This window comes from Sphaerochaeta sp. (assembly GCA_022482495.1).
Classification (GTDB): Bacteria; Spirochaetota; Spirochaetia; order Sphaerochaetales; family Sphaerochaetaceae; genus RUG023.
This window is the reverse complement of the sequence record JAKVPA010000001.1, coordinates 383,895-401,749: the sequence shown is the minus strand read 5'-3', so window position 1 is coordinate 401,749 and position 17,855 is coordinate 383,895. Positions and strand designations below refer to the sequence as shown.

Here is a 17,855-nt window from a genome sequence, read left to right as displayed (position 1 = left end):
GTGGAATTGTATGGTATACTGGCTTCAGACAAGGAGGCGAACATGGTGCGTCAATTCTCCGTACCAAAGACCATCACGGAAGCGCTGGAACTACATCGTGCCAAGGCGGGCAGCGTCTACTATGCAGGCGGCACGGAAATCAACCGGCTGGGATCATCCATCACGGCATCGTCGGCGATCAGTTTGGAAAAACTGGGTCTTGCCGACATTTCCCATGACCAATACGGCCTGCACATCGGCGCGATGGTGACGTTCCAGCAGGCGCTGGACCATACGTTGGTTCCTCCTGCCCTGAAGACGGCACTCCGGTTCATGGGTTCGTTCACCAAACGGAACATGGCAACCATCGGGGGCAATATCGCCCTCTGTTCGGATGACGCCTACATCGTCTGTACGCTCCTCGCCATGCGGGCCCGCCTGCAGACCGCCCAGCTTGTCGCTGACGGCTCCACCAGCGAGGAGAATCTTCCGCTTCGCGAATATCACGCACACCACGAGCCGTATCGGGACAGCCTGATTCTGGAGGTGATCATTCCGGATCACTCCCGGTTCGTCGCCTCCCGGAGGTTCGCCCGGACGGTGGAAGGCAGAGCTGCCGTCACCTGCGCATTCGGCAGCGAATGCACCGAGAACGGGGTGGTTTCCCATGCCCGGATGTACGCCGCCATCAAAGGAACCGGCCTGGTCCGCTTCAAGGAGACGGAGAATCTCATCGAACAACAATCCCAGGTGGAACGGGAGGAGTTCCATCGTGTGCTGCAAGGGGAGATCACCGCGACGGATGACCTGACGGGAAGCGCCGCCTACAAACGGTACATCACTGAGGAAGCGCTGTGGGAGATGTACCAGAAGTTCTTCAAGGAGGGAGCATGAGCCGCATCAGTTGCACCATCAACGGAACCCGGCAGACGGTAACGACCAAACCGGGTGAGAGTCTGAGGGAGATGCTGGTCCGTCTGGGCCACTTCGCCGTTCGTGACAGTGACAACGGGGAAGGCTTTGTCGGAAGCGATACGGTGCTCGTCGACGATGTCCCCGCCTACGCCAATCTGATGCTCGCCGTCCAGGCGAATGGCAAGGATATCCGTACTGCGGACGGTCTGGGTTCCTCCCGGAACCTCTCCATCGTCCAGCAGGCGATGATCGACGCAGGCGTGGTGCAGAGCGCCTACAACGCCCCGGAAGCGGCGTTGCTGCTCACCTGGCTTCTGGAACACAACAGCCATCCCACCACAGAGGACGTCAAGCAGGTGCTCAGCGGCATCTTCATCCGCGACGCCGGGTATGAGCGGTACTACCTTGCCGTGCGGCTTGCCGTGGAGAAACGGGACTATGGCGCCTATCGGGAACCGACCGCTCCCTCGTTCCGCAAGAATCTCTCCTATGTGGGAAAGCCGATGGGAAAGATCGATGGCCCCCAGCTGGTCGCCGGGGAGCGCAGCTACGTGGAGGACCGCATCGGAGCGGATACACCGTACAGCCTGTACGTACTGGGAAGCCCGTACGCTTCGGCGTTCATCACCTCCATCGACACCACCGAAGCGGAGAAAGCCCCCGGGGTGGTGAAGATTGTCACGGCAGCCAATTGTCCGGACGTGTTCTACATGCAGGCAGGACAGGGGAACCCCGAGCCAAGTCCTCATGACCGGAGGTTGTTCAACTGGCACCTGCGTTTTGTCGGAGACCGGGTGGCCGCCATCGTTGCGGACACGATGGACCACGCCCAGCGCGCCGCAGCGATGATCAAGGTACAGTACGAAGTGTGCAAGCCGATCTTCACCGTGGAAGAGGCGATGGCGCCGGGCGCTCCGCTGGTCCACAACGGACTGGTGGAGTATCGGAGCGGCGCTCCCGCCGATCTCGCCGCGTACAACAAGACCTACGAGAAACGTGACGGCAAGGTGATCTACCAGTTCCCGCTCCACGGGGATATCCGGCACAACATCGCCAGCCAGGCCCATGGGGCCATCGGGGATGTGGAAAAAGGATTTTCCGAAGCGGACATGGTGATCGAGCGCACCTATCAGACCAGCCAGGTGCAGTGCACCCCGCTGGAACCGCATACCTGCTACGCGTTGATCAACAACGGACGGTTGGAGATCCATGACTCCACCCAGGTGCCTTGGCACGTGCGGCGGATCGTCGCCTGGGTGACCGGGCTTCCGGAGAACAAGATCCGGGTGATCAAGGAACATGTCGGAGGCGGGTACGGTTCCAAACAGGATATTCTGATCGAAGACCTCGTCGGGTACTGTACCTACATCACCGGCAAGCCGATCTTCTACCGGCACACCCGCAAGGATGAGTTCACCAATACCAGCACCCGGCATCCGATGCGCGTGACGGTGAAGATGGGAGCCAAACGCGACGGGACGATCACGGCGGTGTCGATGGATGTCCGGGCCAACACCGGCCCGTACGGCAACCACTGTCTCACCGTTCCGATGAACGCCTGCTCCAAGACGCTGCCCCTGTTGAAGGTGGACAACATGAAGTTCGACGTCATCACGTACTACACCAACATCCCGCCCACCGGGGCGTATCAGGGATATGGTTCCCCCAAGGGAACCTATGGCCTGATGACCTGCATGGCGGAGCTTGCCGACAAACTGGGTATCGACTACTACCAGATGGCCTTCAAGAACAAGGTGGAGACCGGCTACATGCTGGAGATCCTCAAAGGGCTGGGGGAAGGGCGTGCCGGAAACGTCGTGCCGGTCGGTTCCTGCGGGTTGGGAAAGGCGCTGGAGACAGGCCACCGGATGATCAACTGGGGGAAGAAGGAAACCTCAACGGATCCCGACTGGAAGATCGGCAAAGGCTTCGCCATGATCCAGCAGGGTTCCGGTCTGCCCGGACTGGACCAGGCAAACGCCTGGGCAAAGCTCCTGACCGACGGGACGTTCGAGATTTTCAGCGGTGGCGCCGACCTGGGTACCGGGTTGGATACCATCAGCGCCAAGGTGATGAGCGAGGCGTTCTGCGTGTCGCTGGATCGGGTCACCGTGACGAGCGGGGATACGGACAGCTGTGTGTTTGACACCGGCGCCTACGCTTCCAGCGGAACGTTCTTCAGCGGCAACGCGTCCATGCTGGCCGCCCAGAGCCTGAAGGAGGCGATGCTGAAGGAAGCCGCCTACCAGATGGGCGAGGATGCGGATGATTTGATCACCCGCGCTCCCGGAGAGGTGTACAGCACCAAGACGGGCAAGACGCTTTCCTACGCCAAGCTCAGCCATGACACCCTCTCTGGAACCGGTCACGGGCAGCTTATCGGGCACGCAGGATTCGCCACCAAGGCGAGCGCCGTTCCGTATGGCGCCCACTTCGCCCAGGTTGCGGTCAACGTGAAGACCGGGGAGGTGAAGGTGATGAAGTTCTACGCCATCCAGGACTGTGGCACTCCCATCAACCCGGAGCTGGCCCTGTGCCAGATGTACGGCGCGGTGATGAAGTCCATCGGACACTCGTTGTACGAAGGGCTGGTGCTGGACAAGGACGGGCGTTGCCTGAACGCTGACTTCACCGACTACGGGGTTCCGATGATCTACGAGGCGCCGGACGACTTCCAGGCGGTGTTCATCGACGTGGATGACAAGGACGGCCCGTATGGAGGCAAGTCGATCAGCGAGATCGCCGCCAACGGAGCAGCGCCGGCCATCGCCACGGCGATTCACGACGCCTGTGGCGTGTGGATTCGTTCCTGGCCGTTCACGGCGGAGAAGATTCTTAAGGAATTGGGGAAACTCTGACAAGACTGCAACAAAACGCAACAAAAGAAGTGGACAGGGACATCGGCGGATGCTATGATGTCCCTGACACGCGGAGGACGTATGAAAGACAAGAAAGCGATCGAACAGATGATTGAGCAGCTGAAAACGCTGGACACCAAAGGGATGTACCTGAATGATTTCTTCCACACGTGGAAGGAAAGCGACGACGAGATCCACGCCATCTTCACGGTGGCGGAGGTCCTCCGCGCCATGCGGGAGCAGAACATCTCCCCCAAGGTGTTTGACAGCGGACTGGGCATCTCCCTGTTCCGGGACAATTCCACCCGGACGCGGTTCAGTTTCGCCAGCGCCTGCAACCTGCTGGGGCTTGAGGTGCAGGATCTGGATGAGAAGAAGAGCCAGATCGCCCATGGCGAGACGGTCCGTGAGACGGCCAACATGATCAGCTTCATGGCGGATGTGATCGGCATCCGGGACGACATGTACATCGGCAAAGGCTACACCTACATGAAGACGGTCGCCGATGCCGTGCAGGAAGGGTACGACAGCGGCGTGCTTGAGCAGCGCCCGACGATCGTCAACCTGCAGTGCGACATCGACCACCCGACGCAGTGCATGGCCGATATGATGAGTGTGATCAACTACTTCGGCGGAGAGAAGAACCTGAAAGGAAAGAAAGTCGCCATGACCTGGGCGTACAGCCCGTCCTATGGCAAGCCGCTTTCCGTCCCCCAGGGAGTCATCGGCCTGTTCACCCGCTTCGGCATGGACGTCGTCCTTGCCCATCCGGAAGGCTATGACGTGATGCCGGAAGTGGAGGAAGTGGCGAAAAAGAACGCCACGGTCTCTGGTGGCTCGTACCGCAAGGTCGCCACGATGGAAGAGGCGTTCAAGGATGCAGACATCGTCTACCCGAAGTCCTGGGCTCCGTTCTCCATCATGCAGGAGCGGACCAAGATCGTCGAGCAGGGCGATGACGAAGCATTGAAAGCGCTGGAACAGCGGTGCCTGGCCAACAACGCCAAGTACAAGGACTGGACCTGCTCTGAGGATCTGATGAAGACCACCAAGGACGGGAAGGCGCTGTACCTGCACTGTCTGCCGGCGGACATCACCGGGGTGTCCTGCAAGGAAGGGGAAGTCGACGCGTCGGTGTTCGAGCGCTACCTCACCCCGCTGTACAAGCAGGCTTCCTACAAGCCGTACGTCATCGCGGCGATGATCCTGCTGGAGCGGTTCCAGAACCCCGGCAAGACGCTGACGGATGTGCTGAAGCGCGGCCAGAAGCGGGTCTTCTAAGCTGTCTGAACAGAAAAAAATCCATCCGGGAGTCCGGGTGGATTTTTTATTGGCTTTCCCGCCACTTCTTTTGGGAAAGCGCCAAAATGATCATCGCCCCGATGAAAAACGAGATGATGGAGGTGATCCACAGCCAATCCATGGACAGGCGGTCGATGATGGCGCCTCCGGCAAATGGGGCGAGGGCTTGCCCCGTCCCCTCGATGATGGGAAGGATGGCGCCGAAGCGCGCCCGGTGGCTGATGGGCGTGTGGTTCGCCACGAACGTGCGTTCGTTGTTCACCCAGAGGATCTCCCCGACGGTGAACACCAAGGCGGCGAGGTACAGCACCCACAGGCGTCGGGTCCAGATGAAGGGAAGGAACCCCAGCATGAACAACACCGCGGCGCCCGCCAGGTTCCTCAGCGGCGGCAGTCGTTTGGCCTGGGAGATGACCAGCGGGTTCCCCACGACGACGATGACGCTGTTGAACGCCATGATACGCCCGTACTGCAACGCGCCCTGGCTTCCGAACAGATCGGTGAAGAACAGCGGCAGGGCGAACGACATCTGGCTGTAGCCGAAGGAGAAGAAGGTCATCCCCACGGCGAAGAGCAGCAGCAAGGGGCGGGTGCGGAGCGCGTGGAACAACGACCCTTCCTCCGCGCGATCGGCCGCGTTCCCCTGTCTGCTTTTCCGGATCTCTTCCGCAGTAGGGTTGGATTCCGGGACAAGCAGCGCCACCGGAATGGTGGATGCCGCCAGAGCGATGGCGTTCCCCCAGAACAGCCAGCGGATGTGGGAGGAGAAGAGCAGTCCTCCGATCATCGGTCCGACGGTGTACCCCAGGTTCATGGAAAGGTATACCAACGAAAAACTGGCCTGCCGGTTCTCCGGCGTGGTGACGTCCGTCTTCAACGCCGTCCGCGCCGGGTCGCACATCCCGTCGAATCCCAGCGCGATGAGGATCAAGACGGGGATGGCTGGGCTGCCGTCAATCCAACCGCACAGGAAGCAGACCACGGCCATGCACAGCTGGGTGGTGATCATCAGTCGTTTTCTTCCAAAGTGGTCGGCGATGACGCTTCCCAACAGGGAAAAAGGCACGTACAACAGTGCCGTAAGGGTCATGAACCGACCCGCCTGGGCCGCGGAGTACGACAGGCGGGTGGTGAGGTACAGCACCAGGAAGGGATACACGAAGTTGGCCACGGAATTGACCAGTGTGGCGAACGAAAGGACGTAAATCGCCCGGGGTAGGTGCCGGTACACCGAAAGAGGGTTGTTCATAGGATGGAAAGAATGGCTTTCCCCAGGCCTCCTGCCTGGTTGGTATCGGTGACACAGTCAGCCTTGGCTTTGATGTCATCCGGGGCGTTGCCCATGGCGACGGACAGTCCGGCTTCCCGGAACATCCCCAGGTCGTTCTCATAATCCCCGATGGCCATGCACTCCCTTCTCTCCAGATGGTAGTGGGAGAGCAGCACGTCCACGGCGTTTCCCTTGTCGATACCTTTGACCGATACCTCGATGTACCGGGGGGAGGAGAGACAGACGGACAGTTCGTTCCCGAATTCCTCCTGGAGCCCTGCCTGGATGCGCAACACCTGGTCATGGTCACTGCTCATGCAGAGGACTTTGAACGGAGGGGTGGTGCGGTTTGTGATGAACGTTTCGAAGTCTCCGATCATCGTCCCTTCGCAGGATACTTCCTCTTCCACCGTGGCGAAGGCGTCCTGTTTTTCCTTGTACCAGTGGTTCTGGCCGAACAGGAAGATCGTCATGCCGGTGGGGCGCACCCGCTGTATCACCCGGATGGCCTGCGCTTTGGTGATGGGGTGCTGGTCCAGGATCTGGTCCCTCTCGTCGACGACCAAGGCTCCGCCGAAACAGCCCAGCGGCCCGGTGATGCCCAGGTTCTGTTGGATCGGCCTCAGCGAGGCGGAAAGACGCCCGCTGACCAGGGCAAGATGGAGGCCTTTCTGGAAGGCTTTCTGGAGCGCCACCCGGTTGAGATCCGGAATCCGGATATGGTCGTCCCCCAGGAGCGTCCCGTCGACGTCCATGCAGACCAACTTGATGGCGCTCATTTCCAGATGACCGACTTGGCGAAGGCCAGTGATGGCCGGATGGTGGTTCCCTGCACCAACAACAAGCCTTCCTTTTGCATCGTATCCAGGCAGAAGGAATGAAAGTCCGCAGGGAATGCGGGATGACGCTTCAGAAGGAACGGAAGCTGTTTGGAAAGCTCCGCCGCATAGGCGTCCGTTTCCTTGAAGCAGCCTGCATGGTACCAGAGAAGCTGGAAGAACAGGTTCAGCGTCACCTGCGCGTCCGAAGCGAGCATGGCCTTCCATGCCGTGACGACAGCGGTAAGGTGCGCATCCATCGTCACGGAGAACAGGGGGGAATCCTCGAGCGGGCTTTCCAGCCGCATGCCGACCCGTACCGGACCTTTGCCCATGGTAAGCCCATTGGGATCTTTGATGGTGGACGTACCCCGAAGGAACAATGGAGGCGTCCCCAACGAACGGACGTGGTCGGAGACGATCCGCTCAACCTGGGCCGCCTCGTTGTTCAGACTCTCGTTCTGGTCGAACGGCTCGGTGCAGTCCGACCATGGGCACTTGCGCTTCTGCATCTCCATCAGATGGACCATCGACGGGGAGACGACGTAGTCCGGGACGATCACCTTGTCCATCGGGATCATCGGGAACAGGAAGCGGATCACCTTGATGAACTCGTTGTAGCTGGATCGTCCCAGCGTGTGCAGCCACCCGGACTTGCTTCGCAGGTCCAGAAACAGGGTGGGCCGTGAGAACGGAACGTCTTCCCAGAACGCGTCGGAGGCGCCACTGGCGGCCAATGCAGGACTTCGACGCACCAACGTAGAGGCGGCATAGGATCCTTTCCGTTCCGTCTCCCACGCGTCATCCAGCATGGCGGGATCAAACGTGTCGAAGGTGACTTTGTTGAACGTCTGTTTCAGCCAGATACCTTCATGGGTCATTGTCGGTACATGGGTGACGGCGTCGATGCCCAGGAAGTCGATGAAATGGCTGTTCACCACCCTGGAAAAGCCGCTGGTCATATAGGCCTGCTGGTCCAGCATGGTGCAGAAGAAATCCAGATCACTGGCCCCCAGGTTGTTGGAGTGGATCATCCCGAAACTCTGCATGCACATCCCATTGGTGGCGATCAGGGCGACGAAGTGCTTGGTCAGGTTCTGCGTATCCTGCACCAGGCAGGAGAGTGCCGGGCTGTACAGCGTCAGAGAAGCGCCGGTCAGGCGGTCGCTGATGGTGAAGAAATCGTTGGCCTTGACTTCCAAAATGGTGAAGTAGCACCAGATGGCCGGGCTCTCCGTCCATGTGGCGACCATCTCCTGGGCCATCGGGTCGAGCCGTTTCTCTCCCTTGGCCCATTGACGGATCGTCTGGGCGTCGCACAGGACGGTGGCGTAGGCATACGTTTCCGCCTGGTGGGTGAACCACAACGGGGGATACTCACACCCGCTGTTGGCGTCCAACCGGCACAGGCTCCGCATCACATCCCGTGAAGGGGTGTGCTCCAGACACCAGTATTGCAGGGAGCGCTCCATTGTTTCGAACCCACGGGCGAACGCTGCGCTTCGCTGTCCGTATGCTTGATACATCGTTTCCGTCATCGTTCTTTCTGTTATACCGGATTGTTCTGCACTTGTCATCAAAAAACGATCAAGGAGAGCGCACAGAGAACGCAGAGCGCGGTTACCAGCCCGATGCGGGGTGCTTTGGGAGCTTTGGGGGTGCCGGTAAGCGCCGAGGAGAGGGACGCGTCGATCCACTGGACGAACGAACCGTTCTTCTTGTGGATACGGAACGACGCGAAGTAGCCCAGCGTCAGCGACAGCATGGAGAAGAACTTGCCGGGAACACGGGGCATCAAAACGACCATCGACTGGGACGCGGAGACCAGCGCCACCAGACGCATCGCCCGGATGGATGCGTCCTTCAACGCCCCTTCGGTAACCGTGAGGCTTCCCAGGGAGAACAACACCTTGCCGTTCGGTTCAAACAACGAGAGGACCAGCATGGAGAGGAACAACACCAGGCTGGGGACCAGCATGATCTTTCTCCCGCTTGCCTTCTGGGCGCAGAACAGCGCCACCAGGGAGATGGCAAGGGGAAGCGGGTTCTTCTCCAGGGCGAGCAGCACGACGATGACGGCAAGCAGGGTGAACGGGACGGTGTGGGGGTAGGTGATCCACGAAGCGGCGTTGCCTTGGGAGAAATCATGGGTCAGCATCGTGCCATGCTTCCGGTATGAAGAAGCCAGAAAGCCGAGGACCACACTGGATGCCAGTCCGATGGACAGGAGCAATGGCGCGGCCACCCAGATGGACGGACCGTAGACCAGCATCGAGGCGCCCCACAGCTGGATCAGATTGGAGGCGAGCGCCCCCAGGACGGAACAGCCCACCGGGGAGATGTGTCCCTTCAACAGTGACGAGACCCCTTTCATCACCACGGCGGAGGCCATGCCGCCGAAGAACACCAGAAGGAACACGTAGCTGAACAAGGTGCCGGAGATGATGCTGGAACCGCATACCTTCAGCAGCGCCAAAACGAGGAACTCCTTCCATCCAAAACTTTCCAATACGACAAGGAGCGGCAGGTTGGCCAGCCCCAGCTTGAGAAATGGAAGCGGTTTGGGGATCAGATACTCCAGAGCGGAGAGAAGCAGGGTGGTGGATGCGACGTAACAGGTCCGTTTCTCAGTTGGTGACATCATCCACCTCGCTTTCCCCGCTGGATGCGACGGACAGCAGCACGCCGTTGGGCAGGCACGCGACGAATCCCCCGTTCTTGGTCACCGGAGCCATCCTGGTGCATGCCTTGGACTCGCACGGGCTGTCCGTGATGAACGCCTTCCCGTCCTTGATCACCACGGTGGTTTCCCCTAATGGCCCATGGACATCAATGGTCCGGTCCACCGACAACGGATACCGGTACGTTCCTTCCGTTCCCTGTACATTGAGGTACGAACCTCCCTGTACGGGGTTCAACCTGACCATCAACAGGACGACGGTCAGGGAGATGAGAATTGAAAGCGTGTCGGCGACCAGGGTTTTTCGTTGCACGGGAATCAGTATACAAGGAACGGGCACGCGTTGCGAGAGCGGGGTTCTTGTTGTTTTTGTGAAGATTGTGTGGTAAAACAGGTAAGTAAGTTGTATTCCTGACGGACGTATCTTGTAGATGGAAACAGGAGGAAGCTATTATTCGTGGTATGAAGCTGATTTATGTGGTGGATGACAATGCGGAGGACCGCGAGGGCATCAAACGGTACCTTGAGATGTATGAGTTTGAAGTCCAGGCGTTTGAGGATCTGCACGCCTTGCAGGTCGCCATCGCCAAACAGGTCCCTGATCTCCTGCTGCAGGACGTGATGCTTCCCGATGGAGACGGATTCTCGTTCATCAAGAAGCTCAAGCAGACGTACAGCTTCCCGGTGTTCTTCGTCACCGCCCGGACCAGCGAAAGCGACCGGATCCTTGGCTTTGAACTGGGATGCGACGACTACATCTGCAAGCCGTATTCCTCCAAGGAACTGGAACTCAGGGTCGAGGCGTTGTTCCGCCGCATCGACCGACTCTCCACCACGGCGATGAAAGGATCCCAGTGGACGCTGGATAATTCCACGATGACGCTGGACGAGACCAGCCATCAGTTCTTCATCGATGGAAAACCGATCCCGCTGACGGCGGCTGAGTGGCGCATCATGAGTTACCTGGTGGCCAACAGTGGCATTTTGATCACCCGGAGCCAGATTCTGGAGCACTGCTTCGATTACAGTTTTGAAAGTTATGACCGGATCGTCGACACCCATGTGAAAAACATGCGGAGCAAAATGGGGCCGTTGGGCTCCCAGTGGATCGAGACGGTCCGGGGATACGGCTACCGCTTTGCCGGGAAAGGAACCGGTTCCGCCCCGCTTGTCGCGCCGCGGAACGGCAAACCGGTGAAGAAGACGGAGGATGCGGACCATGAAGGATGAACCGTCCAAGAAGATTCCGGTGATCTACATCATCGAGGACCATGATGTCCTCCGGGAGGGGGTGAAGCAGTACCTGGAGCTCTCCGGCTTCAAGGTGGAGGGCTTCGCCACCCTGGCCGCGGCGCGTCCTGCGTTCACCCGGCTGACCCCCGACCTGTTGATCCAGGACGTGATGCTCCCTGATGGCGACGGGTTCAGTTTCGTCAAGCAATTGAAAACCCAGTACGAAGTTCCGGTGATCTTCATGACCGCCCGTACCGAGGAGTCGGACAAGATCCTCGGCTTCGAACTGGGGGCGGATGACTATATCTCCAAACCGTTCAGCCCGAAGGAGCTGGTCATGCGGGTAAAGGCGGTGCTTCGCCGTACGGAGAAACAGAAGAACGGGGAAGCGGACATGGAAGGCGGGTGGTTCTACGTGCAGGATCATTCGCTGGATTTCGACGAGGTGGAGCACACGCTTACCTGTGACGGGAAACCGGTGATCCTCACCGCGGCGGAGTGGCGGATCCTCGCCTGCCTGATCCACAACCATCCCCAGTTGATCAGCCGCGCCCAGATATTGGAGCAGTGCTTCGACTACAGCTTCGACAGCTATGACAGGATCGTCGACACCCATATCAAGAACATCCGGGGCAAGCTGGGCGATGGCGCCTGGATCGAGACGGTACGGGGATACGGATACCGCTTCGTAGGCCACCGCAAAGGATAAGCATGCGTAAACAGTTCGCCAGGCTTTTCCTGGGATTCATTCTGGTGCTGCTCGTCGTCCTGTCCATCCAGGTTGCCGTGTTTCTGGTCAGCACCACAAGCCAGCAACGGAAGTGGAACCAGGATATCTACCAGACGTACGTCCAATCCCTTGCCGATGCCTTGACCGTCAATGTGCCGTACGATGGGTGGAACATCAACAACCTTGACGATGTGCTGCTCAGCGCCTCGGATGGACGGGTCAGCGGCCTGCTTCTGAAAGATACCGAGGGAGACGTTGTCACGACGTTCGGAAAGACCCGGGAAGGAATGCCGTTGGGCTTCCCTGACCGCAGGCAACGAACCACACCGGAAGTGATACGCCAGCTCTCAGAATCGACGTTCCACGCCGTGACGGCCAAGACGGATCTGTACGTCATTACCATCTCCAAGACGAAAGTAGGGTTGGTGACCACCTTTACCTCTGTGTTATATAAGGACAAGAGCGAACGGAAGCAGATCCTCCTTCCCGGAAAACTCCGGGCCCGTGACATTGCCGGTTCCATCGCCATCATGGTCAATGGGACGGAGATCGCCACGGTGGATGTGATCGCGTTCTCTCCGTTCGCCTACCAGCCGCTGTCCCACTTCCTCCAGGGCATCCTCACGCCGTTCCTCTGGTCCATCCCGGTAGCGCTGATCATCGCCCTGTGGATGGCGGCGAGGATCAGCAAGCGGAACCAGCGGTACACCCAAGGCATCCAGAACGCCCTCTCTGAACTCGCCGAGGGAAAGCACGATGTGGCCATTCCTCCCACCAACGTGGAGGAGAACCTGGGCATCAACCAGTCCATCAGGGAACTGGACAAGCAGCTTTTGATGCACGAGCGCTCCCGCAGGGAATGGCTCCGTTCCATCACCCATGACTTGAACACACCGGTTTCCAGCATGAAGTTGCTTCTGGATGGCATGGCCGACGGCGTCTTCCCGGTGGACAAGAAGGGAATGGAGATGATCAAAAAGGAAAACGACGATCTGGCCGAGCGGATCAACGCCGTCGTCCTGTACTCCAAGTTGATCAGTCCGGACGCCAAGGCGGACATCCAGCCGATGGATGTCGCCGAGTTCGTCGATCTGGTCGGCGGGCAGTTCAGCCCGGATGAGTGGATGCGGGTGAAGGTGGATACCTCCAATGCCAAACTCTCCGGTGACCAGGACAAACTCCTTGTCGCCTGCAAGGAACTGTTGAAGAACGCGTTGAAGGCAACCACCGATGGCGTAATCTGGACGATCGGAAAGAATGCCATGACGTTCACCAACCCGGGAAATCTTCCGGAGAACGTGGAATTCTTTGAGCCTTGGACCAAAGGAGACCTCAGTAGGGGGACTACAGGAAACGGAATGGGACTGCCCATCGTGATGCAGGTGATGGTTCTCCATGGGGGAAAAGCGGAGATTCACCAGGACAAAGGGGATGTCATCGTCTCCATTGTATGGTAAACTGCATACATATGCAGGAAAACAGGGATGAGCTAAGCCCCTTGTCAAGACAGGGTGGCGGGAAAACAAGGAAATCTCCTATGCCACCTCAGTCTTCTTCGGTTCGTCCCCCGCTGACGGGAAACGTCCGTCCGTATACACTTCGTCCGGCGTCCGGTAATCAAGCGACTGATGGGGCCGCTCGAAGTTGAACTTCCTGATGAATATCCCCAATCCCTTCTCCAGTTCCTCCATCGTGCCCCACTCATGAAGGAAGATGCATTCATATTTCAGGGTCCGCCACGTTCGTTCAATAAACACGTCATCGAGGCATCTCCCCACCGAGTCGTTGCTGATCTCGATCCCGTAACTGGAGGCGGCATCAAGGAAATCACCACCCAGATACTGGCTTCCGCAGTCCGTGTTCAGGATCGCCGGTATCCCATGGTTCATGACCGCCTCATGCAGCGCGTCGACGCATAACCCGCTTTCCATCGTGCGCCCGAGGCTCCAGGACAGGATCCTCCGGCTGTACACGTCGATGAACGCCGTCAGATACACCATCCCTCCGGGAAGACGGATGTAGGTGATGTCCGTCTCCCATACCTGGTTGGAGAACCGTATCTTCTTCCCCCTCAACAGATACGGGTGCTTCAGGCATTTCCCTTTCGGCTGGCGGGTGGTGCGGAACACCGGGGAGACCCCATGGATGCCCAGCCGCTGGTAGATGAGACGCACCCGTTTCTCCGTGGCTGAGGGGAAACCGTTCCGCTGCAGGTACCTGCCCAGTTTCCGGTATCCCCAGGCCGGATTCTCCGTCCAGACGCCTAGGATCTTGTCAACCAATGCGAGTTCTTCTTCTTTCCGCCCATCATATTGCCGTTCAGGCATTGCTTTCCTGGCTTCCCGCAGCTTCCTCCACTGGTAATACCTGCTCCGGGAGATTCCCAGGAGACGGCATTGGCCGGATACCGGAAGGCCAAGGCCCCCGCGAAGGTATTCCACTGCGCTTTCATGGTCCACCAGCTCGTAGACGCTCATCCCTGCGGATTCACTTTTTTTTTGAGCAGTTCGATCTCCAGCTGGGCTTTCCCCAGCGCCATCGTCGCCGCATCCAGCGCTTTCTGCTTTTCTTCCAGCTCCTTGCGCGTCTTCCCCAGATCCTTGCTGAAGTCTCCTTCGATGAACGATTTTCGCCACATTGACACCATGCCGGGCGTGATCCCGTTCTCAGAAGCGATTTCCGCTACTGTCTTCTTGCTTTCCAGCGCCTCGATCGCCACCTGCTTCTTGAATGACTCCTGATACGTCTTCCGGTTTTTCCCCATGTCTGCCTCTCCTTTCCAAGGATAGCAGATATTCCTTATTTTTCACCCCCTCTGTCCTGCTTTCAGGTCTTAGCATAGGGAAAACGGTGCTAACACAAATTTCATCATTTTTGACAAAATGAATAAGTGTGTCAGTGTAACCTTCACTGGAATGACAAACATGCCATTAATCTCCATATTTTCTCCATATATGAAGAAATTAGCTCATATAACTCCAAATTCATTTCCCACTACACACACTATTTCACTTTGCTGTCAAAATTATGCCATCCTACTTACATAATACGTATCCATACTGAATTTACAATTAATTCTCACGCAAAAATGGAGATTTACGTTATGAAGAAAAAGTTTGTGTTGGTGTTGGCTCTGGTGCTTATGGCTGCGGTTGCTGTGACAGCTGCTCCTGTTACGCTGACCGGATCCTTTAAGGCCGGATACAAGTTCGCATTCCCCGGCATTACAGCTGTAAATGCGAGTACAGAAATTAGTATCGATGGCTTGAGCATTGCCGATGACTTTTGGAAGGTTTCGGTGGGGAGCGGCCCGCTGGATTTCGGTAATAAAATTGGTGGCAAGCTTTCTATTTATTTGGATAAAGCATTGGCAGCCAACGGTGTCGATATGGGCGATGTAACCGCTACCTTCGACATTGGTAACTCCACTACGATGGACGGATTGACCGTTTACAGCGATCCCAATAGTACTAGTCTGAAGCTCCGAATGAAAGGTGCATATTCTTCTGCTTTGACCGTGGGTTATTCTTCGCTTGCCAGCGCATATGTTGCTTTGGATCCTACCGATGCAACGAATCATCCGTTCTTGGTAAGTGCAAAGATTGTTCCGGTTGAGGGCATGAGTGTTGCTGCCGGTTATACCAACTATGCAAAGAACGAGTTCCAGAGTCCTGCCAGTGATGATGCTACTGGTGCCGTTGGCGGTTCCGTGATGATCGACATTGCGAAGCTTGCTGGTTTGGATTTTGGCCTCTCCGCTTCCGCTCAGGAAGTGTACTTCTTGGGACAGAAGGAAAGTGATTTTCTTGCTGCCGTCAGTGGTTCCTATGCCGATCTCAGCGCATATGCCGAGTATCAGCTGTTTGCTGGGACGAGCAACGTGATCGCCAAGGTTTCCTACAGCGGTATTAAGAATGCCAGTATGTACGCCAAGCTTACTTTGAAAGATCTTTCCAATATTGCAACGACGATCGAAGCCGGTGCAAATTACAAGATGGGTGGCGTGACCTATGCTTTGGACGGTTCTTACGATGTTAAGGGTGAAGCCTTCTCGTTGACCCCGTCCGTGGAAGTCACGTTCTAATTTTGGGTTAAGCAATATGTTTATAACTGCTGTGGGAGTTCCCATAGCAGTTTTTTTATGATATCCAGTCCAATAGTTAATTCAGGATATTAAAAAAACAGTTTCACAATTTTGGTACTTCACTTTTCAAAAAAAATACGATTATAATAATAGCTTGTTACCAATTACGTACACTAAATACGCATTTATCGCTGAAGAGTAACATTTATATGTTGCTTATTTTTGTTAATCATCATATGAATATTGATGAATATGGAAGATTGTATAAATTTACGAATTTCCTTCTGTTAACTGCTTAACCAATAAACTTCCTATGTGACATCTTCACGTTTTCCTGGTTCACCATAGCGTAATGCATGGTAGTGTCTATCTTTACGTGTCCAAGGAGATTCTGCACCTGTTCAATCGGCATACCTTTATCAATGGCCATGGTTGCTAATGTCCTTCTGAATTTATGGGGATGCACTCGTTTGTGAATGGCCTTGAATCCGATTTGTTTTACTCTAATCTCAATTCCGGTGATGCTCATGCGCTCAAACGGTTCTCGTAGTGCGACAAAGAGGGCAGGATTATTATCTGTACGGGAATTGAGATATTCGAGAAGATGCATCTTTGCTTTTGCATCAAAATACACCTCACGTTCCTTGTTCCCTTTTCCGATAAGGTACGATATTTTTCGCACATTGGTATGAGGCCATGAAAGACATGGTCCGCCTCCACTTGGTAGAATGTAGGTAACCAAACACCACAAGAAACCAAGGAGAAGACAGACCATGTCACAGAAGATTATACAGTTTAATGAGGATGTAGTGAAACAGCAGCTGGGTACATTGGTACGTGAAAGTGTCGAGGCAACGCTGAATACCCTTCTGGATGAGGAAGCGGACCGTCTGACCAACGCCCAGAGATACGAGAGGACGGAGAGCCGGACCGATACACGGGCCGGACATTACAAGCGACATCTACTGACCAAGGCCGGGGATGTGGAGCTGAAGATTCCCAAGCTGCGCAAGCTGACGTTCGAGACAGCGATCATCCAGCGCTACCAGAAACGGGAGAGCAGCGTGGAGGAAGCCCTGGTGGAGATGTATCTGGCCGGAGTGTCGGTCAGACGTGTGGAGGACATCACCGAAGCCTTATGGGGTTCCCGGGTATCCGCAGGGACCGTCAGCGAACTGAACCAGAAGGTATATGCGAACATCGAGGTATGGAGGCAGAGGCCGTTACAGGGAGAATATCCCTATGTGTATCTGGATGGCATCTATCTCAAGCGCACCTGGGGCGGAGAATACCAGAATGTGGCGGTGCTGGTGGCCATGGCAGTGAACAGCGACGGCTATCGTGAGGTTCTGGGAGCCTGTGAAGGGATGAAGGAAGATACTGAAGGCTGGAGAAGTTTCTTGAGGGACCTGAAGAGCCGGGGCCTGTCAGGAACCCAGCTGTTCATCGGCGACAGGAACCTGGGACTGTTGGAAGCGGTGAATGAAGTATTTCCCGAGGCCCGATACCAGAGGTGTACGGTGCATTTCTACCGGAATGTGTTCAGCGTGGTTCCCCGGAGCAAGGTGAAGCTGGTGGCGGCGATGCTCAAGGCCATCCATGCGCAGGAGGACCATGAGAGCGCCATGAAGAAATCAGAACAGGTCGTCGAGAAGCTGAGGCAGATGAAACTGGACAAGGCGGCATCCAAGATACAAGAGGGGATCCATGAGACGCTGACCTACATGTTCTTTCCCCGGGAACACTGGAGCAAAATCCGCAGCAACAATGTCATCGAGAGGCTGAACAGGGAGATACGAAGGCGGACGAGGGTCGTCGGGACTTTCCCTGACGGCAATAGCGCACTCATGCTTGTCTGTGCCAGGTTGCGACACGTTGAAGGGACGGCCTGGGGAGAGAAACGGTACATGAGCATGAAGTATCTGGAGAATCAGGAGGCAAATTCGTCATCAGTCGGCGAGGGTGTAACATAGTTTGTGTAAATGG

General features: G+C 56.7%; 15 protein-coding genes and 1 pseudogene. 8 read left to right on the top strand and 8 right to left on the bottom strand.

Features of this window, described 5'->3' with window-relative positions; translation table 11 throughout:
* Window positions 1-42: 42 nt before the first annotated feature.
* From LKE28_02025 to ygeW, 3 genes are all read left to right on the top strand, one after another.
* Window positions 43-873, top strand: coding sequence for an FAD binding domain-containing protein (locus LKE28_02025; protein MCH3907044.1), 831 nt, complete (start codon window positions 43-45; stop codon window positions 871-873).
* On the top strand, window positions 870-3,752 hold the full coding sequence (locus LKE28_02020) for a molybdopterin-dependent oxidoreductase Mo/Fe-S-binding subunit (GenBank protein ID MCH3907043.1): 2,883 nt from the start codon (window positions 870-872) through the stop codon (window positions 3,750-3,752). Before LKE28_02025 ends, LKE28_02020 begins: the two co-directional genes overlap by 4 nt.
* 81 nt (window positions 3,753-3,833) lie before the next feature.
* Window positions 3,834-5,033, top strand: a complete 1,200-nt coding sequence (gene ygeW, locus LKE28_02015) for a knotted carbamoyltransferase YgeW (protein MCH3907042.1) — start codon at window positions 3,834-3,836, stop codon at window positions 5,031-5,033.
* A 46-nt stretch (window positions 5,034-5,079) separates the two neighbouring features.
* On the opposite strand, the gene LKE28_02010 is transcribed toward ygeW, so the two are convergent.
* Genes LKE28_02010 through LKE28_01990 form a run of 5 tightly spaced genes read right to left on the bottom strand, consistent with a single transcriptional unit; the run spans window position 5,080 to window position 10,135 of the window.
* Window positions 5,080-6,303, bottom strand: a complete 1,224-nt coding sequence (locus LKE28_02010; GenBank protein MCH3907041.1) for an MFS transporter — start codon at window positions 6,301-6,303, stop codon at window positions 5,080-5,082.
* The gene (locus LKE28_02005; GenBank protein MCH3907040.1) at window positions 6,300-7,103 is read right to left on the bottom strand and encodes a Cof-type HAD-IIB family hydrolase; all 804 of its coding nucleotides are present in this window, start codon (window positions 7,101-7,103) and stop codon (window positions 6,300-6,302) included. The genes LKE28_02010 and LKE28_02005 overlap by 4 nt, the downstream gene beginning before the upstream one ends.
* Window positions 7,100-8,680: a hypothetical protein gene (locus LKE28_02000; protein MCH3907039.1), complete on the bottom strand. Its 1,581-nt coding sequence runs from the start codon at window positions 8,678-8,680 to the stop codon at window positions 7,100-7,102. The genes LKE28_02005 and LKE28_02000 overlap by 4 nt, the downstream gene beginning before the upstream one ends.
* 38 nt (window positions 8,681-8,718) lie before the next feature.
* Complete coding sequence (locus LKE28_01995) at window positions 8,719-9,786, bottom strand: Gx transporter family protein (GenBank protein MCH3907038.1); 1,068 nt, start codon at window positions 9,784-9,786, stop codon at window positions 8,719-8,721.
* Window positions 9,770-10,135 carry a NusG domain II-containing protein gene (locus tag LKE28_01990; GenBank protein MCH3907037.1) on the bottom strand — a complete coding sequence of 122 codons (366 nt, stop codon included), beginning with the start codon at window positions 10,133-10,135 and terminating at the stop codon, window positions 9,770-9,772. The genes LKE28_01995 and LKE28_01990 overlap by 17 nt, the downstream gene beginning before the upstream one ends.
* Before the next feature lie 149 nt (window positions 10,136-10,284).
* On the opposite strand from LKE28_01990, the gene LKE28_01985 reads away from it, so the two are divergent.
* From LKE28_01985 to LKE28_01975, 3 genes are read left to right on the top strand one after another with little or no spacing between them, the layout of a single operon-like run.
* Window positions 10,285-11,052 carry a response regulator transcription factor gene (locus LKE28_01985; protein ID MCH3907036.1) on the top strand — a complete coding sequence of 256 codons (768 nt, stop codon included), beginning with the start codon at window positions 10,285-10,287 and terminating at the stop codon, window positions 11,050-11,052.
* Window positions 11,033-11,764 carry a response regulator transcription factor gene (locus LKE28_01980; GenBank protein MCH3907035.1) on the top strand — a complete coding sequence of 244 codons (732 nt, stop codon included), beginning with the start codon at window positions 11,033-11,035 and terminating at the stop codon, window positions 11,762-11,764. Before LKE28_01985 ends, LKE28_01980 begins: the two co-directional genes overlap by 20 nt.
* A 2-nt stretch (window positions 11,765-11,766) precedes the next feature.
* Window positions 11,767-13,242, top strand: coding sequence for a HAMP domain-containing histidine kinase (locus tag LKE28_01975; GenBank protein MCH3907034.1), 1,476 nt, complete (start codon window positions 11,767-11,769; stop codon window positions 13,240-13,242).
* Between the two features lie 78 nt (window positions 13,243-13,320).
* On the opposite strand, the gene LKE28_01970 is transcribed toward LKE28_01975, so the two are convergent.
* Both LKE28_01970 and LKE28_01965 read right to left on the bottom strand, forming a co-directional pair.
* A complete protein-coding gene (locus LKE28_01970) occupies window positions 13,321-14,262 on the bottom strand; it encodes an IS3 family transposase (protein ID MCH3907033.1) in 942 nt (313 codons plus the stop codon).
* Window positions 14,259-14,549, bottom strand: coding sequence for a transposase (locus tag LKE28_01965; GenBank protein ID MCH3907032.1), 291 nt, complete (start codon window positions 14,547-14,549; stop codon window positions 14,259-14,261). Before LKE28_01965 ends, LKE28_01970 begins: the two co-directional genes overlap by 4 nt.
* Before the next feature lie 339 nt (window positions 14,550-14,888).
* Between LKE28_01965 and LKE28_01960 the strand changes: the two genes are divergently transcribed.
* Window positions 14,889-15,869, top strand: a complete 981-nt coding sequence (locus LKE28_01960) for a hypothetical protein (protein ID MCH3907031.1) — start codon at window positions 14,889-14,891, stop codon at window positions 15,867-15,869.
* A gap of 295 nt (window positions 15,870-16,164) precedes the next feature.
* Here the strand turns inward: LKE28_01960 and LKE28_01955 are convergent.
* Window positions 16,165-16,533, bottom strand: a pseudogene (locus LKE28_01955) (tyrosine-type recombinase/integrase).
* Between the two features lie 109 nt (window positions 16,534-16,642).
* On the opposite strand from LKE28_01955, the gene LKE28_01950 reads away from it, so the two are divergent.
* A complete protein-coding gene (locus LKE28_01950; protein MCH3907030.1) occupies window positions 16,643-17,842 on the top strand; it encodes an IS256 family transposase in 1,200 nt (399 codons plus the stop codon).
* Window positions 17,843-17,855 lie beyond the last annotated feature (13 nt).

Coding starts and splice junctions, on each gene's coding strand:
- LKE28_02025 (MCH3907044.1), top strand. CDS start 43: ATGGTGCGTCAATTCTCCGTACCAAAGACCATCACGGAAGCGCTGGAA.
- LKE28_02020 (MCH3907043.1), top strand. CDS start 870: ATGAGCCGCATCAGTTGCACCATCAACGGAACCCGGCAGACGGTAACG.
- ygeW (MCH3907042.1), top strand. CDS start 3,834: ATGAAAGACAAGAAAGCGATCGAACAGATGATTGAGCAGCTGAAAACG.
- LKE28_02010 (MCH3907041.1), bottom strand. CDS start 6,303: ATGAACAACCCTCTTTCGGTGTACCGGCACCTACCCCGGGCGATTTAC.
- LKE28_02005 (MCH3907040.1), bottom strand. CDS start 7,103: ATGAGCGCCATCAAGTTGGTCTGCATGGACGTCGACGGGACGCTCCTG.
- LKE28_02000 (MCH3907039.1), bottom strand. CDS start 8,680: ATGACGGAAACGATGTATCAAGCATACGGACAGCGAAGCGCAGCGTTC.
- LKE28_01995 (MCH3907038.1), bottom strand. CDS start 9,786: ATGATGTCACCAACTGAGAAACGGACCTGTTACGTCGCATCCACCACC.
- LKE28_01985 (MCH3907036.1), top strand. CDS start 10,285: ATGAAGCTGATTTATGTGGTGGATGACAATGCGGAGGACCGCGAGGGC.
- LKE28_01980 (MCH3907035.1), top strand. CDS start 11,033: ATGCGGACCATGAAGGATGAACCGTCCAAGAAGATTCCGGTGATCTAC.
- LKE28_01975 (MCH3907034.1), top strand. CDS start 11,767: ATGCGTAAACAGTTCGCCAGGCTTTTCCTGGGATTCATTCTGGTGCTG.
- LKE28_01970 (MCH3907033.1), bottom strand. CDS start 14,262: ATGAGCGTCTACGAGCTGGTGGACCATGAAAGCGCAGTGGAATACCTT.
- LKE28_01965 (MCH3907032.1), bottom strand. CDS start 14,549: ATGGGGAAAAACCGGAAGACGTATCAGGAGTCATTCAAGAAGCAGGTG.
- LKE28_01960 (MCH3907031.1), top strand. CDS start 14,889: ATGAAGAAAAAGTTTGTGTTGGTGTTGGCTCTGGTGCTTATGGCTGCG.
- LKE28_01950 (MCH3907030.1), top strand. CDS start 16,643: ATGTCACAGAAGATTATACAGTTTAATGAGGATGTAGTGAAACAGCAG.